This window comes from Pseudomonas sp. GW821-FHT09D08, assembly GCF_059416305.1.
This window is the reverse complement of sequence record NZ_JBWKOX010000002.1, coordinates 1-14220: the sequence shown is the minus strand read 5'-3', so window position 1 is coordinate 14220 and position 14220 is coordinate 1. Positions and strand designations below refer to the sequence as shown.

Genomic DNA, 14220 nt, shown 5'->3' with positions numbered 1-14220 from the left:
CAACATGATAGGCGGGGCGATTCAACGCGCTGAATGATTCGTTTCAGTCGCGTGACGGTAAAACTTCAATGCCCAGTTATACTTGCGTCATATTTCAAGCCTGATACAGGCATTCATGTTCAGCCACCACAAAGGGAGCGGCGGGTGAGTCTCACAGGTCTTGCGCAGCGTATGAGTAAAACAAGTTTTCAGCGACTGGTGCTTGGCCTTGTCTTTGGTTCCCTTCTGGTAGGGTGTTCCAGCTCGCCAAGCAGCGGTGCACGGGTCGTTGACCGCAATAACGCTGCACCACAAAAGCCGACGGTGACCACCGGGCAGTATGTCGTGCGCAAGGGCGACACCTTGTTCTCGATTGCCTTCCGTTATGGCTGGGACTACAAGGCCCTCGCAGCCCGTAACAATATTCCTGTGCCCTACACGATACATCCGGGTCAGACGATTCGCTTTGACGGTCGCACCGGTTCTACCCCTACGGCAGTTGTGACAAACACCGGATCTTCGCCGTCGTCTTCGAGCAAAACCACCATCATTACCCGGCCTGCGGGTACCGCTGCGCCGAGTGCTGCGAACAAGCCGGCACCCGCGCCGTTGCCCCCCGCAGGGCCTGCGCCGACCGGTTGGGGATGGCCCTCAAATGGAGTGTTAATTGGAAAATTCTCTTCAAACGGCAGTTTGAATAAAGGCATTGATATTGCCGGGGATTTGGGACAGCCTGTTTTAGCTGCGTCTGATGGGACGGTGGTGTACGCCGGGAGTGGTTTGCGGGGCTACGGCGAGCTGGTCATCATCAAACACAGCGATACCTACGTCAGTGCTTACGGCCACAACCGTAGGCTGTTGGTTCGGGAGGGGCAGCAGGTCAAAGTCGGACAGACAATTGCCGAAATGGGATCAACTGGTACAGACCGGGTGAAACTGCACTTTGAGATTCGCCGTCAAGGGAAGCCTGTAGATCCACTGCAATTCCTACCCCGTCGTTGATATGTTGCACAGCCTGTTCCTCACGTAGAAGGAACAGGCTCCAGCGTTGCCAAGGATAAAGGCGTCGCTTGAGCTTGAGGTCGAACTCACCAAAGGACTATAACAATGGCTCTCAGTAAAGAAGCGCCGGAGTTTGACATCGACGATGAGGTTCTCCTTATGGAGACCGGCATCGCTACGGAATCGATGTCGAATGAGGGACCTGCTGTACCTTCAGTTCGCACCAAATCCAAGAACTCCACCGCGTTAAAGCAACACAAATACATTGATTACACGCGGGCGCTCGATGCAACCCAGCTGTACCTCAATGAAATCGGCTTTTCCCCTCTGCTGACTCCCGAAGAAGAAGTCCATTTTGCGCGCTTGTCGCAAAAGGGTGATCCGGCTGGGCGCAAGCGCATGATTGAAAGCAACCTGCGCCTGGTGGTGAAAATCGCCCGACGCTACGTCAATCGTGGGCTTTCCTTGTTGGACCTGATCGAGGAGGGCAACCTGGGCTTGATCCGGGCGGTGGAGAAGTTCGATCCTGAGCGGGGCTTCCGCTTCTCGACCTATGCCACCTGGTGGATTCGCCAGACCATCGAGCGGGCGATCATGAATCAGACCCGCACGATCCGGTTACCGATCCATGTGGTCAAGGAGCTCAACGTCTACCTGCGGGCGGCACGTGAGCTCACTCAAAAACTCGATCATGAACCCTCGCCCGAAGAAATCGCCAACCTGCTGGAAAAGCCGGTAGGAGAGGTCAAGCGCATGCTGGGGCTTAACGAGCGTGTGTCTTCGGTCGACGTCTCGCTGGGGCCGGATTCGGATAAAACCCTGCTGGACACCCTGACGGATGATCGTCCTACGGATCCTTGCGAGCTGCTGCAGGACGATGATCTTTCCCAAAGCATTGACCAGTGGCTGTCGGAGCTCACGGACAAGCAGCGTGAGGTGGTGATACGCCGCTTCGGCCTGCGTGGCCATGAGAGCAGCACGCTGGAGGACGTAGGCCTGGAGATTGGCCTGACCCGTGAGCGGGTGCGGCAGATCCAGGTGGAAGGGCTCAAGCGCTTGCGCGAGATCCTGGAGAAGAATGGCTTGTCGAGTGAGTCGTTGTTTCAATAACGACGCCGCTTGAATGCTTGAATGTGGGAGGGGGCTTGCCCCCGATAGTGGTCTGTCAGTCAATGCAAGTATCGACTGCTACACCGCCATCGGGGGCAAGCCACCTCCCATATTTTTTGCGCACGACATTTTATTCATATATGCCCAAATCCCGGGCATAAAAAAACCCCGCTTTTAAGGGCGGGGTCTTTTTGACTGAGTCAGTACAAGTTAGATAACTTGAACTTCTTCAGCTTGCATGCCTTTCTGACCGCGGGTAGCGATGAAAGAAACCTGTTGGCCTTCTTTCAGGCTTTTGAAGCCGTCGGATTGGATAGCTTTGAAGTGAACGAACAGGTCGTCACCGGATTGTGGAGTGATGAAGCCGAAGCCTTTTTCATCGTTGAACCACTTAACGGTACCAGTTTGGCGATTAGACATGGTGTATCTCCTTGGACAAAGTTAACTGCGACTCAGGAAAAGCCCTGGCCGAGACTGAGTGCAAAGAGCAGGAAAAATTCTTGGAGATGGTTGGATCGAAATTCAACATATCGTGTAGAGATTCTCAGTGACACAAGCAGCACAGTGGCGCCACCTTAACCCTTTTTCCGGAACGTGCCAATGGTATTTCCGAAGGTTTCTCTATTTTCGTGACTGGCGGTGGTATTTACACACACCGGTTGCGGCAATGCGGGTCCCGGCCCCGCTGGCTGCGCCTTATGGCAGCCGGTGCGTTCATCAAGAAAAGCCCGACGCCCTTTGAACCCCAACGCCGGCCCCGGTAAGATGCCCCACAGAATTTTTCCACCTCGCTATTCAGGACACCCGCCATGAGCATCAAATCGGACAAGTGGATTCGCCGCATGGCGCAAGAGCACGGCATGATCGAACCGTTCGTCGAGCGCCAGATTCGTGGCGAAGGCGATGACCGTGTGATCTCGTACGGCGTTTCCAGCTACGGCTACGATGTGCGCTGCGCCGACGAGTTCAAGGTGTTCACCAACATCAACTCGGCGATCGTCGATCCGAAGAACTTCGACGAAAAGAGCTTCGTCGATGTGAAAAGCGACGTGTGCATTATCCCGCCGAACTCCTTTGCCTTGGCACGCACCGTGGAATTCTTCCGTATTCCCCGCGACGTGCTGACCATCTGCCTGGGTAAAAGCACCTACGCGCGCTGCGGCATTATCGTCAACGTGACGCCACTTGAGCCTGAGTGGGAAGGCCACGTGACCCTGGAGTTCTCCAACACCACCACTCTGCCGGCGAAGATCTACGCCAATGAAGGCGTGGCGCAGATGCTGTTCCTGCAGTCTGACGAGGCCTGTGAAGTGTCCTACAAAGACCGCGCCGGCAAGTACCAGGGCCAGCGCGGCGTCACCTTGCCACGCGCTTGATCGAAAGGTCCTACGCGTAAAGGGAATTAGTCCGCAGAAAGTGACTCTATTGGGTGTACTGCCTCGGTGCGTGCAAAACGCACCGAGCCACGCTTGAGGAGTGCCTTATGAAGATTGACCCGCGAATCAGCGCAGAACTTGCCCGGCTTGAACCCAACCAGATTGGCGTTCTGGCCTGGTCCCTGATGGCTGATCCCGCCTATGCAGGCGGCATCCCCGGCCAACCCGATGAAGATTGGCCACAGCAGCCCACCGAGCCCGGTGAGCCGACCCGTCCGGACGAGCCGCCTCCCGCACCGGTCGCCTGATACCCGCAAGGCCGGTCAGCGAACCTGCCACACCTGGTGATCGCCGATGACAAAGATTCGGCGGTCATTGTCCTGCTCCACCGTATGCCCCCCGGTAAACGCCCCAAACGCCGGCAGTAGGCTGACGCGCGTGCCGAACTGGAAACACGGCAGGCGCAGGCTCTGCCGGCCCTTGCCGCGCAAGCGATACACCGGGTGCACGTGCCCCGCCAGCACATGGTGGCTGGCATGGGCGTGCGGTTCGTGTTGCAGGGCGAAAGGGCCCATCAGCAGTGGCTCCGGGACCACTTCGATGTTCAAGTCAGCCGGTGGGTCGCCCGCGCGTTTATCGTGATTACCGCGAATCAAGGTCATCGACAGGTCGCAATGACGTGCTCGCCAGGCTCTCAAGGCGCTGAGGGTGCCGCTGGCGTGGGAGCCGGGCCCGTGGAGGAAATCGCCGAGAAAGATTACCTGGGCGCACGGTACGGCCGCCAACAGCCGATCCAGGCGCTGCAGATTCTCGGTGGTGGTTCCTTGCGGTACCGGCTGGCCCAGGCTGCGATAGGCCGATGCCTTGCCAAAGTGTGCATCGGCGATCAGCAGGCACTGGCGCGCTGGCCAATAGAGCGCCTTATCCGCCAACAGCCACAGCTCTTCGCCCTCCAGCGTCACTGAGCACACCATCAGCGTTTGCCGTTATCGGCGACTTTTTCCAAGTCCTTGACCATCCGCGCAATGCGCTCCGAGAGTTTTTCCGAACTCATGCTTTCGCGCATCCGTTCTACCAGCAGTGGGAAGGCCAGGGGCGTAGGACGTTCGATCCTATGCACGTCCAGTGTCAGCGCCGAGAGGCGAAGCAAGGTCTCTTCCAACCGACGAATATCCAATTCGTCGCGTAGGACTTCTTCCCCCGCCTGGGCCAGCAACAGGTTTTGCGGGTCATATTGCTTGAACACTTCAAAGAACAACCCGCTGGACGCCTGCACCTGGCGCGTGCTTTTCGGTGCGCCGGGGTAACCGGCAAACACCAGTCCGGCGATACGCGCAATCTCGCGAAAGCGGCGCAGGGCGAGTTCCCCGGCGTTCAGGCTGGCCGCCACGTCTGTCAGCAACTGCTTCGGGCTCAGCAGCGCCCCATTCAGCAAGCGTGGCCAATCCACCTCGGTGGCGCTGAGCAACTCCAAACCATAATCGTTGACGGCAATCGAGAAGGTCACAGGCTGCTGCTGGCTGATCCGCCACGCCAGCAGACTCGCCAGCCCCAGGTGCACCTGGCGGCCGGCAAACGGGTAGAGGAACAGGTGCCAGCCCTCCCGCGATTTCAATGCTTCGGCCAGCAAGTGTTCGCGTGTCGGCAAGCCGGACCAGCGCAACTGTATCTGCAGCAGGGTTTGCACAGCCCGCATTTCCGGCCCCTCGTAGACCCCGTGCGCGGCCGCATCGAAGCGCTCCACCACGGCTTGGGCCAGCTCGTTGGAAAGGGGCATACGCCCGCCATTCCAGCGGGGTACGGCAGCTTTTTTGGCGCTGCTGCGGCGCACATAGGCGGTCATGTTTTCCACCCGCACCAGCTCCAGCAGGCGACCGGCAAACAGGAAGCCATCGCCAGGCTTGAGGCGTGCAATAAAGCCTTCTTCAACACTGCCCAGGTTCTTGCCACCGCCGCCCTTGCTCCAGAATTTCAGTTGGATGCTGGCGTCGCTGACAATGGTGCCCACGCTCATGCGATGGCGACGCGCAAGCCGGGCATCCGGGACGCGCCAGATGCCGTGCTCGTCCGGCTCCACGCGGCGGTAATCCGGGTAAGCGGTCAGCGATAAGCCGCCATGCCGTACAAAACCCAGGGCCCAGGCCCAATCGGCCTCGCTGAGGTCACGATAGGCCCAGGCGCCACGCACCTCCGCCAGCAGCGCCTGCGGTGTAAAGCCACCGCCCAGGGCCATGCTCACCAAATGTTGTACGAGCACATCCAACGGCTTGTGGGGCGATTCGCGGGCTTCGATGCGCCGCGCTGCAATGGCGTCCTGGGCCGCAGCGGCTTCCACCAGTTCCAGGCTGTGGGTCGGCACCAGGGTCACCCGCGACGGCCGCCCGGGTGCATGGCCGGAGCGCCCGGCGCGTTGCATCAGGCGCGCCACGCCTTTGGCCGAGCCGATTTGCAGCACGCGCTCCACCGGCAAAAAATCCACCCCCAGGTCCAGGCTGGAGGTACACACCACCGCCTTGAGCTGTCCGTCTTTCAACGCCCGCTCCACCCAGTCGCGGGTCTCGCGGGCCAGCGAACCATGGTGCAGGGCAATCACCCCGGCCCAATCCGGGCGTGCATCGAGCAGCGCCTGATACCAGATTTCCGACTGCGCCCGCGTGTTGGTAAACACCAGGCAACTGCTGCTGGCGTCGACCTCGGCGACCACCTGCGGCAGCATCTTCAAGCCGATATGCCCGGCCCAGGGAAACCGCTCGGCGATGGGCGGCAGCAAGGTGTCGACGTGCAACTGCTTGGCCGTTTGCCCCTGCACATTAATTCCGTCCCCTTGTGGGACCAGCACTTCAAGGGCGTGGGACTGGTTACCGAGGGTGGCCGAAATGCCCCATACCATCAGTTCAGGATGCCAACGCCGCAGCCGCGCCAACGCCAGCTGCAACTGCACGCCGCGCTTGTTGCCGATCAGCTCATGCCATTCATCCACCACCACCATGCGCAGGTGCGCCAGGCTCGTTTCGCTGTCGGCGCGGGCGAGCATCAGGGTCAGGCTTTCCGGGGTGGTGACCAGTGCGGTGGGCTGGCGTCGGGTTTGCCGGGCACGCTCGCTGCTGCTGGTATCGCCGGTGCGCAGGCCGACGCTCCAGGGAATCTGCAAGGCCTCGAGCGGCGCTTCGAGGGCGCGTGCGGTGTCGGCGGCCAATGCACGCATGGGCGTGATCCACAGCACGGTCAGTGGCTCAGCCGGTGGTTTGCGTTTACCGGTGGCGGGCGGGCGGGTGATCGCGAAACGATTGAGGGCGGCAAACCACAGGGCGTAGGTTTTGCCGGCGCCCGTGCTGGCGTGCAGCAAGCCCGAGCGGCCGTCCTTGATCGCCGTCCATACGTCTTTCTGGAAGGCGAACGGCTTCCAGCCTTTGGCGGCAAACCACGTTTTGGCGAAGTCGAGGGGTTTTGCCATGGGGCGGCGAACGCTCTGGAGGGCCTATTCCACAGACCCTCCAGGCGTCGCAAAGGTTTACTTCAAATTGCCGCTCAGGAACTGTTGCAGGCGCTCGCTCTTCGGATTGCCCAGCACATCCTCCGGCGAGCCTTGCTCTTCCACCAGGCCCTTGTGCAGGAACAGCACCTGGCTGGATACCTTGCGCGCAAAGCTCATTTCGTGGGTCACCATGATCATGGTGCGGCCTTCCTCGGCCAGGCCCTGGATGACCTTCAACACTTCACCCACCAACTCCGGGTCGAGGGCCGAGGTGGGTTCGTCGAACAGCATCACTTCCGGCTCCATGGCCAGGGCGCGGGCGATGGCCACCCGTTGCTGCTGGCCACCGGACAGGAACGCCGGGTATTGGTCCGCCACGCGTGCCGGTAAACCCACCTTGTCCAGGTAGCGACGGGCACGGTCTTCAGCGTCCTTTTTGCTGCAACCCAGCACCCGGCGCGGGGCCATGGTGATGTTTTCCAGCACGCTCATATGGCTCCACAGGTTGAAATGCTGGAACACCATCGCCAGTCGCGTGCGCAGGCGCTGCAGTTCGGCATCGTCGGCCACGCGCATGCCGTGGCGGTCGCTGACCATGCGGATCGGCTGGCCGTCGAGGGTCATGGCGCCGTCGTTGGGGGTTTCCAGGAAGTTGATGCAACGCAAAAAGGTGCTTTTGCCCGAGCCGCTGGCACCGATCAGGCTGATCACATCACCGGTTCTGGCCTTGAGCGAGACACCTTTGAGCACCTCATTGTCGCCATAGCTTTTATGCAGGCCTTCAACGGTCAATTTGTACATGGGGCGTGCATCCTCAAGGCGAAAGTAGATAGCCGCTGCGGTAGGCCTCGGTGCCTGCGACATGGCCGACGACCATCCCGGCAGTGGCCATGCGGCGCAGCGAACGGGCGTAAAGCAGGCCGGCCTTCTGGCAGTGCACGGGCGTTACGCGGTCGGTAATGGGGTCGATGATTTCGGCGATCAGTTGCCCGGCTTCCAGGTATTCACCGGGCAGGGCGCTGAACACCAGGAGGCCGCCCACCGGCGTCGCCACGGGTTCGACGCCCGCCAGCGGCGTGGCGGGGTAGGGCAGTTCGGGCAGCGGTGCGGCGTCGCCGGCAATCGCGCCGAAGTGAATCAGGTAGTCGATGATTGCCTGGCAGTCGAGGGCGGCCAACCCATGGTTGACGTCGCCCTGGCCACGCAGTTCGACGGTCACCGAAAAGCTGCCCATGGGGATCGGGAAGCGCGCGCCAAAGCGTTGCTGCAACTGCCACCACACCAGGGTGAAACACTCATCGAAGGATTGCCCGCCGGAATCGGTGGCGAGCAGATTGGCCTCCGAGCCGATATAGCGTGCCAGCGGTTCCACCAGCGGCCAGGCTTCGGGCGTGGTGTAGAGATGCGCCACCGCTTCGAAGTCGCAATGCAGGTCCAGCACCATGTCGGCATCGCAGGCCAGGCGTTGCAACACCAGGCGTTGGGAGTGCAACTGGGTCTCGGCGATTTGCACGGCCAGGGCAGCGCTCAAGGCGGCGCGGATCAGTTCGACGTTTTGTTGCGGGTTATCGCCGAGCGAGCCCTCGACCTGATCGCCGACGGTATCACTGAGGTCGACAAACAGGCGATTGAAGTTCTGTCCGCTTTCCAACTCGTAGCGGCCCAGCGGGGTGTCCATCAACACCTGCTCCAGGCCTGCCGGATTGGCGATGGGCACCAGCACGATCTCGCTCATTAACCGCCCGGCTGCCGCCAACTCGGCCAGGCGCACCTTCAAGTGCCAGGCCACCAGCATGCCCGGCAGTTCATCGGCATGCAGCGATGACTGGATATAGACCTTGCCTTCGGCATGTTCGGGGCCGAAGTGGAAACTGTGAATCTGCCGCGCCGTGCCTGGCACCGGCGCGACCAGATCGTGTACCTGATGACGCATGAAGGCTCCTTAATGGCTGGGCCCGAGAAACGCCAGCCAACGGCGCTCCGCCAGACGGAACAGACCGACCAGGGCAAAGGTCACGGTCAGGTAGATCAGCGCGGCGATACCGAATGATTGGAACGTCATGAACGTGGCCGAGTTGGCGTCCCGCGCCACCTTGAGGATGTCCGGGATCGTCGCGGTAAACGCTACCGTGGTCGAGTGCAGCATCAAGATCACTTCGTTGCTGTAGTAGGGCAACGAACGGCGCAACGCCGAGGGCATGATCACGTAGGCGTACAACTTCCAGCCGCTTAAACCGTAGGCCTTGGCCGCCTCGACTTCGCCGTGGGCCATGCTGCGGATGGCCCCGGCGAAAATCTCCGTGGTGTAGGCACAGGTGTTGAGGGCGAAGGCCAGGATCGTGCAGTTCATCGCATCGCGAAAGAACGCATCCAGCAGCGGCTGTTCACGTACGGCGGCGATGCTGTAGATGCCGGTGTAGCAGATCAGCAACTGGATATAGAGCGGCGTGCCACGGAACAGGTAGGTGTAGAACTGCACCGGCCAGCGTACCAGCGGGTTGCGCGATACACGGGCGATGGACAGCGGGATCGACACCACAAAGCCGATGACCAAGGCGGCGCTGAGCAACCACAGGGTCATGGCCAGGCCGGTGATGTGCTGGCCGTCGCTATAGAGGAAGGGACGCCAGTATTCCTGCAAGAGTTCGATCATCGCACCGCCTCCCGTGAGCCCGCGGAGTAGCGACGTTCAAGACGGCGCAGGACGAAGTTGGACGCGCTGGTGATCAACAGGTAGATCAGCGCGGCGAGTACCAGGAAGTAGAACAGTTGGTAGGTGCTTTTGCCGGCATCCTGGGCGGCCTTGACCAGGTCCGCCAGGCCGATGATCGACACCAGGGCCGTGGCCTTGAGCATCACCATCCAATTGTTGCCGATACCCGGCAGGGCAAAGCGCATCATCTGCGGGAAGGTCACGTAGCGAAAGCGTTGCCCGCGCTTGAGGCCATAGGCCGTGGCGGCTTCGAGCTGGCCACGGGGGACGGCGAGGATCGCGCCGCGAAACGTCTCGGTGAAATAAGCACCGTAGATAAAGCCCAGGGTGATCACCCCGGCGCTGAATGGGTCGATCTCGATGTATTCCCATTCCATGAAGTCGGTCAGGCCGGTGAGCCAGGTTTGCAGGCTGTAGAAAATCAGCAGCATCAGCACCAGGTCGGGTACACCGCGAATCAGGGTGGTGTAGAGCTGGGCGGGGATGCGCAGGAAGGGCAGGCTGGAGAGCTTGGCGCTGGCGCCGAGCAGGCCCAGCAATACGCTGACGATCAGGGACAGCACCGACAACTTGATGGTCATCCAGGTGCCTTGCAGCAACAACGGGCCGAAACCCTTCAGGCTGAGTGCGCTCAGCCCGAGGGTTTGCAACAGTTCTTCGAACATAAATCAGGACCTATGGCGATAAAAAAGCGCCCCTTGAGAGAAGGGGCGCCCCAGGCATTATTTGCCGCTGTACAGGTTCAGATCGCCAAAGTGTTTCTTCTGGATGGTGGCGTAGGTGCCATCATCGTGTAACGCTTTGATACCTTTATCCAAAAGGGCCTTCAGTTCAGTGTTACCTTTTTTGATACCGATGGCGGTTTTCGATGGCAGCAATGGGTCATCGATGGCGGCGCTGACTTCATAGCCGGCACCGGCCGGTGACTTCAAGAAGCCCAGTTCGGCTTGCAGCATGTCCTGCACGGAAGCGTCGAGACGACCGGAGGTCAGGTCGGCGTAAACCTGGTCCTGGTTGGCGTAGGCCTTGGTAGTCACGCCGGCTTTATCCAGTACCGCCTTGGCGTAGGCTTCCTGGATGGTGCCTTGCTCGTAGCCCACGGATTTGCCCTTGAGGGACTCTGGGGTCGAGTAACCCGCGCCTTTCTTGAACACCAGCGAGGTCGGGCCGGAGAACAGTTCGCTGGAGAAGTCGATGGCCTTCTCGCGCACCGGGGTCACGGTCATGGACGAAATCACACCGTCGAACTTGTTGGCTTTGAGGCCTGGAATCATGCCGTCAAAGTCACTCTCGACCCACTTGCACTTCACTTTCAGTTCGGCGCAGATCGCATTGCCCAGGTCGATATCGAAGCCTACCAGGCTGCCATCGGCCGCCTTGGATTCGAACGGCGCGTAGGACGGATCGACACCAAAACGCAGTTCCTTGTATTCCTTGGCCAACGCGGTACCGGCGGCCATGCACAGAGCCAGTGCAGAAAGGGTCAGCAATGCTTTTTTCATTATTTAATCCCTGGAAACCAAGATAAGCGCTTGTGGCGCGTTTTAGGACTGTTACTGAACGGTGTCAGACGGATCACGAGTAGCAATTTCTGCACCATAGTTCCGAATGAGCGTTTTAAAAGGTGGGACAAGGGAGTCATGAGTGTAGGAGATGCCCGAAAATGGGCATTGAAAATCGAACGCACTATTTCGGAACATTTGGCGATCCAATTGTGGGAGGGGCAGAGTTCTGGGTCAGGCCAGTAAGTCCTGCAGGGTGGCAAGACTATCCGCCTCATCCACCGCCTTGTCCTGGCGCCAACGCAACATCCGCGGAAAGCGCACCGCAATCCCGCTCTTGTGCCGCTTGGACAGGGCAATGCCTTCAAACCCCAGCTCGAACACCATGCTGGGCGTCACGCTGCTGACCGGGCCGAACTTCTCCACGGTGGTCTTGCGCACGATGGCGTCGACCTTGCGCATTTCTTCGTCGGTCAGCCCTGAATAGGCCTTGGCGAAGGGCACCAGCGTGCGTTCATCGCCGGGCGGACCATCCCATACGGCGAAGGTGTAGTCGCTGTAGAGGCTGGCGCGCCGGCCATGGCCGCGTTGGGCGTAGATCAACACGGCATCGACACTGAAGGGGTCGACTTTCCACTTCCACCACAGGCCCATGTCCTTGGTGCGGCCCACGCCGTACAGGCCGTCGCGAGCCTTGAGCATCATGCCCTCCACGCCGAGGCTGCGGGAGGCTTCGCGTTGCTGTGCCAGGTCCTGCCATGTGGCGCCCGTCAGCAGGGGCGAGGGCTGCAACACGGGTTGGTTGCACTGGGCAATCACCTGTTCCAGTTGGGCGCGACGTTCGGCCTGGGGGTGGTTGCGCCAGTCGTCGCCCTGATGTTCCAGCAGGTCATAGGCGAGGAGCGCAACCGGGGCATCGTCGAGCACTTTTTTGCTCAGGGTCTTGCGACCAATGCGCTGCTGCAAAAGGGCAAAGGGTTGTACCGAGTCCTTCCACACCACGATCTCGCCATCGATCACCGTGCCATCGGGCAAACCACTGACCAGGCTGTGCAGTTCGGGAAAACGTTCGGTCACCAGCTCTTCGCCCCGCGACCAGATCCACAGCCGGCCTTCGCGCTTGACCAGCTGCGCGCGAATGCCGTCCCACTTCCATTCCACCTGCCAGTGGTCGGGGGAACCGAGCAAGGCGTCGAATTGCTCCACCGGTTGCGCCAGCCCGTGGGCAAGAAAAAACGGATAAGGCTGTCCGCCCCGTTGCGCATGCTCGTCGGCTGATTCGGCGGCGATCAGCTTGAGGTAGCCTTCGGCTGTCGGTCGGTTGGATAAATCGGTGTAGCCTACCAATCGCTGCGCGACGCGCTTGCTGTCGAGGTCGGCCATGGCCGCGAGTGCGCGGGTGACCAGCAATTTGGACACGCCGACGCGAAAGCTGCCGGTGATCAACTTGATGCACACCATCAGGCTCGGTTGGTCCAGTTGCGCCCATAACGCTGGCAACCGTTCGGCCAGGTCCAGGGGCGACAGGCCACGCAGCGGCAGGAGTTTTTCTTCCAGCCACACGGCGAGGCCGTCCTCGGAGGTGTAGGTGGATTCCGGCAGGAGCAGGGAAATCGTCTCGGCCAGGTCGCCTACCGATTGGTAGCTTTCTTCAAACAGCCACGGCTGGATGCCGGATGCTTCGGTGGCCATGTCCCGCAGCAGACGCGTCGGTACCAATTGTCGCGGTCGTCCGCCGGACAGGAAATACACCGCCCACGCAGCGTCTTCAGGCGGCGCTTGCAGGAAGTAGGCTTGCAGGGCCGCGAGCTTGGCATTGCTGGAGGTGGTGGCGTCGAGGTTGGCGTACAGCTCGGCGAAGGCTTTCATGCCGTGGCCTCCTCTTCGTCATCACCGTATTCGGTGGTGAAGCCCTGGGCATCCAGGCCTTTTTCCCGCAGGTGGCGTACCAATACCCCGACGGAGCCGTGGGTGACCATCACCCGTTCGGCGCCGGTTTGTTCGATCGCCCACAGCAGCCCGGGCCAGTCCGCATGATCCGACAGCACAAAGCCTCGGTCCACTCCGCGCCGCCGTCGCGTACCGCGCAGGCGCATCCAGCCGCTGGCGAAGGCATCGCTGTAGTCGCCGAAGCGCTTGATCCAACTGCTGCCACCGGCGGAAGGCGGCGCGATGATCAGGGCCTGGCGCAGCAATGGGTCGGTCTTTTTGAAATCGCCGGCGTAGAGGGTTTCGGGAATATAAATGCCGGCCTCGCGGTACACCCGGTTCAGCGGCTCGACCGCGCCATGGCTGAGGATCGGCCCGATGCTGGCGTCGATGCCATGCAGGATGCGTTGGGCTTTGCCGAAGGAATAACAGAACAGCACACTGGCTTTGCCGGCGGCAATATTGCTCTTCCACCAATCGTTGATCCCGGCGAAGATCTGCGCCTGGGGCTGCCAACGGTAGATCGGCAGGCCAAAGGTGGATTCGGTGATGAAGGTATGGCAACGCACCGGTTCGAAGGGCGCGCAGGTGCCGTCCGGTTCCACTTTGTAGTCGCCGGACGCCACCCAGACTTCGCCCTGGTACTCGAGGCGCACCTGGGCCGAGCCAAGTACATGCCCGGCCGGATGGAAGCTCAGGGTCACGCCGTGGTGGACGAGTTTTTCGCCATAGGCCAGGGTTTGCAGGTTGATGTCCTGGCCCAGGCGCGAGCGCAGGATGCCTTCGCCGGAGGCGGCGGCCAGGTAGTGCTGGTTACCGCTGCGGGCGTGGTCGCCGTGGGCGTGGGTGATGACCGAGCGTTCCACCGGGCGCCAGGGATCGATGTAGAAATCTCCGGCGGGGCAGTAGAGGCCTTCCGGCCGGGCGATGACAAGGTCCATGGGGTGACCGGGGCGATGGGCTTATCAGGTATGAGGCGGGGGCGAGCGCAGAAGTTCTATCTGAATGCATGTGGGCCAAATGTGGGAGGGGGCAAGCCCTAATGCCAGTCAGTTATGGCTTTTTGTAGGAGCGAGCTTGCTCGCGAAAAACTCACAGGCGCCGCGTTCATTCAGGAAGCACGCGTTATCGTTG

14 protein-coding genes are annotated in these 14220 nt (G+C 60.8%); 4 read left to right on the top strand and 10 right to left on the bottom strand.

The window, feature by feature from the left end; translation table 11 throughout:
• Window positions 1-144 precede the first annotated feature (144 nt).
• Both AC07OP_RS03010 and rpoS read left to right on the top strand, forming a co-directional pair.
• Entirely contained in the window at window positions 145-981 is an 837-nt protein-coding gene (locus AC07OP_RS03010; protein WP_065948790.1) for a peptidoglycan DD-metalloendopeptidase family protein, read from the top strand.
• Window positions 982-1086: 105 nt separating this feature from the next.
• Window positions 1087-2091 carry an RNA polymerase sigma factor RpoS gene (gene rpoS, locus AC07OP_RS03005; RefSeq protein ID WP_025855149.1) on the top strand — a complete coding sequence of 335 codons (1005 nt, stop codon included), beginning with the start codon at window positions 1087-1089 and terminating at the stop codon, window positions 2089-2091.
• A gap of 210 nt (window positions 2092-2301) precedes the next feature.
• On the opposite strand, the gene AC07OP_RS03000 is transcribed toward rpoS, so the two are convergent.
• Window positions 2302-2511, bottom strand: a complete 210-nt coding sequence (locus tag AC07OP_RS03000) for a cold-shock protein (protein WP_002554837.1) — start codon at window positions 2509-2511, stop codon at window positions 2302-2304.
• Window positions 2512-2900: 389 nt separating this feature from the next.
• Here AC07OP_RS03000 and dcd point away from each other — a divergent pair, with 389 nt between their 5' ends.
• Together dcd and AC07OP_RS02990 are read left to right on the top strand one after the other, a co-directional pair.
• Window positions 2901-3467 (top strand): dCTP deaminase, encoded by a 567-nt coding sequence (gene dcd, locus AC07OP_RS02995; RefSeq protein ID WP_003172320.1) that lies wholly within the window; start codon window positions 2901-2903, stop codon window positions 3465-3467.
• A 107-nt stretch (window positions 3468-3574) separates the two neighbouring features.
• Entirely contained in the window at window positions 3575-3775 is a 201-nt protein-coding gene (locus AC07OP_RS02990) for a hypothetical protein (protein WP_495100974.1), read from the top strand.
• A 15-nt stretch (window positions 3776-3790) separates the two neighbouring features.
• On the opposite strand, the gene pdeM is transcribed toward AC07OP_RS02990, so the two are convergent.
• From pdeM to AC07OP_RS02945, 9 genes are all read right to left on the bottom strand, one after another.
• A complete protein-coding gene (pdeM, locus tag AC07OP_RS02985; RefSeq protein WP_098480263.1) occupies window positions 3791-4441 on the bottom strand; it encodes a ligase-associated DNA damage response endonuclease PdeM in 651 nt (216 codons plus the stop codon).
• Window positions 4441-6921: a ligase-associated DNA damage response DEXH box helicase gene (locus tag AC07OP_RS02980; protein WP_495100975.1), complete on the bottom strand. Its 2481-nt coding sequence runs from the start codon at window positions 6919-6921 to the stop codon at window positions 4441-4443. The genes pdeM and AC07OP_RS02980 overlap by 1 nt, the downstream gene beginning before the upstream one ends.
• Before the next feature lie 57 nt (window positions 6922-6978).
• Window positions 6979-7743: an ABC transporter ATP-binding protein gene (locus tag AC07OP_RS02975; protein WP_495100976.1), complete on the bottom strand. Its 765-nt coding sequence runs from the start codon at window positions 7741-7743 to the stop codon at window positions 6979-6981.
• A 13-nt stretch (window positions 7744-7756) separates the two neighbouring features.
• Entirely contained in the window at window positions 7757-8875 is a 1119-nt protein-coding gene (locus AC07OP_RS02970) for a succinylglutamate desuccinylase/aspartoacylase family protein (RefSeq protein WP_495100977.1), read from the bottom strand.
• A gap of 9 nt (window positions 8876-8884) precedes the next feature.
• A complete protein-coding gene (locus AC07OP_RS02965; RefSeq protein ID WP_027604453.1) occupies window positions 8885-9595 on the bottom strand; it encodes an ABC transporter permease in 711 nt (236 codons plus the stop codon).
• Window positions 9592-10320, bottom strand: a complete 729-nt coding sequence (locus tag AC07OP_RS02960; protein ID WP_027604452.1) for an ABC transporter permease — start codon at window positions 10318-10320, stop codon at window positions 9592-9594. Before AC07OP_RS02960 ends, AC07OP_RS02965 begins: the two co-directional genes overlap by 4 nt.
• A 57-nt stretch (window positions 10321-10377) precedes the next feature.
• Window positions 10378-11157, bottom strand: coding sequence for a transporter substrate-binding domain-containing protein (locus AC07OP_RS02955; protein ID WP_027604451.1), 780 nt, complete (start codon window positions 11155-11157; stop codon window positions 10378-10380).
• A gap of 234 nt (window positions 11158-11391) precedes the next feature.
• Window positions 11392-13026, bottom strand: a complete 1635-nt coding sequence (locus AC07OP_RS02950; protein WP_495100978.1) for an ATP-dependent DNA ligase — start codon at window positions 13024-13026, stop codon at window positions 11392-11394.
• Window positions 13023-14027 (bottom strand): ligase-associated DNA damage response exonuclease, encoded by a 1005-nt coding sequence (locus AC07OP_RS02945; RefSeq protein ID WP_495100979.1) that lies wholly within the window; start codon window positions 14025-14027, stop codon window positions 13023-13025. Before AC07OP_RS02945 ends, AC07OP_RS02950 begins: the two co-directional genes overlap by 4 nt.
• Between the last annotated feature and the right edge of the window lie 193 nt (window positions 14028-14220).

Bases quoted from the DNA above. Each gene is read 5' to 3' on its own strand.
- AC07OP_RS02955 (WP_027604451.1), bottom strand. From the start codon at position 11,157: ATGAAAAAAGCATTGCTGACCCTTTCTGCACTGGCTCTGTGCATGGCC.
- AC07OP_RS02960 (WP_027604452.1), bottom strand. From the start codon at position 10,320: ATGTTCGAAGAACTGTTGCAAACCCTCGGGCTGAGCGCACTCAGCCTG.
- AC07OP_RS02990 (WP_495100974.1), top strand. From the start codon at position 3,575: ATGAAGATTGACCCGCGAATCAGCGCAGAACTTGCCCGGCTTGAACCC.
- rpoS (WP_025855149.1), top strand. From the start codon at position 1,087: ATGGCTCTCAGTAAAGAAGCGCCGGAGTTTGACATCGACGATGAGGTT.
- pdeM (WP_098480263.1), bottom strand. From the start codon at position 4,441: ATGGTGTGCTCAGTGACGCTGGAGGGCGAAGAGCTGTGGCTGTTGGCG.
- AC07OP_RS02950 (WP_495100978.1), bottom strand. From the start codon at position 13,026: ATGAAAGCCTTCGCCGAGCTGTACGCCAACCTCGACGCCACCACCTCC.
- AC07OP_RS02975 (WP_495100976.1), bottom strand. From the start codon at position 7,743: ATGTACAAATTGACCGTTGAAGGCCTGCATAAAAGCTATGGCGACAAT.
- AC07OP_RS02945 (WP_495100979.1), bottom strand. From the start codon at position 14,027: ATGGACCTTGTCATCGCCCGGCCGGAAGGCCTCTACTGCCCCGCCGGA.
- AC07OP_RS02980 (WP_495100975.1), bottom strand. From the start codon at position 6,921: ATGGCAAAACCCCTCGACTTCGCCAAAACGTGGTTTGCCGCCAAAGGC.
- AC07OP_RS02965 (WP_027604453.1), bottom strand. From the start codon at position 9,595: ATGATCGAACTCTTGCAGGAATACTGGCGTCCCTTCCTCTATAGCGAC.
- dcd (WP_003172320.1), top strand. From the start codon at position 2,901: ATGAGCATCAAATCGGACAAGTGGATTCGCCGCATGGCGCAAGAGCAC.
- AC07OP_RS02970 (WP_495100977.1), bottom strand. From the start codon at position 8,875: ATGCGTCATCAGGTACACGATCTGGTCGCGCCGGTGCCAGGCACGGCG.
- AC07OP_RS03000 (WP_002554837.1), bottom strand. From the start codon at position 2,511: ATGTCTAATCGCCAAACTGGTACCGTTAAGTGGTTCAACGATGAAAAA.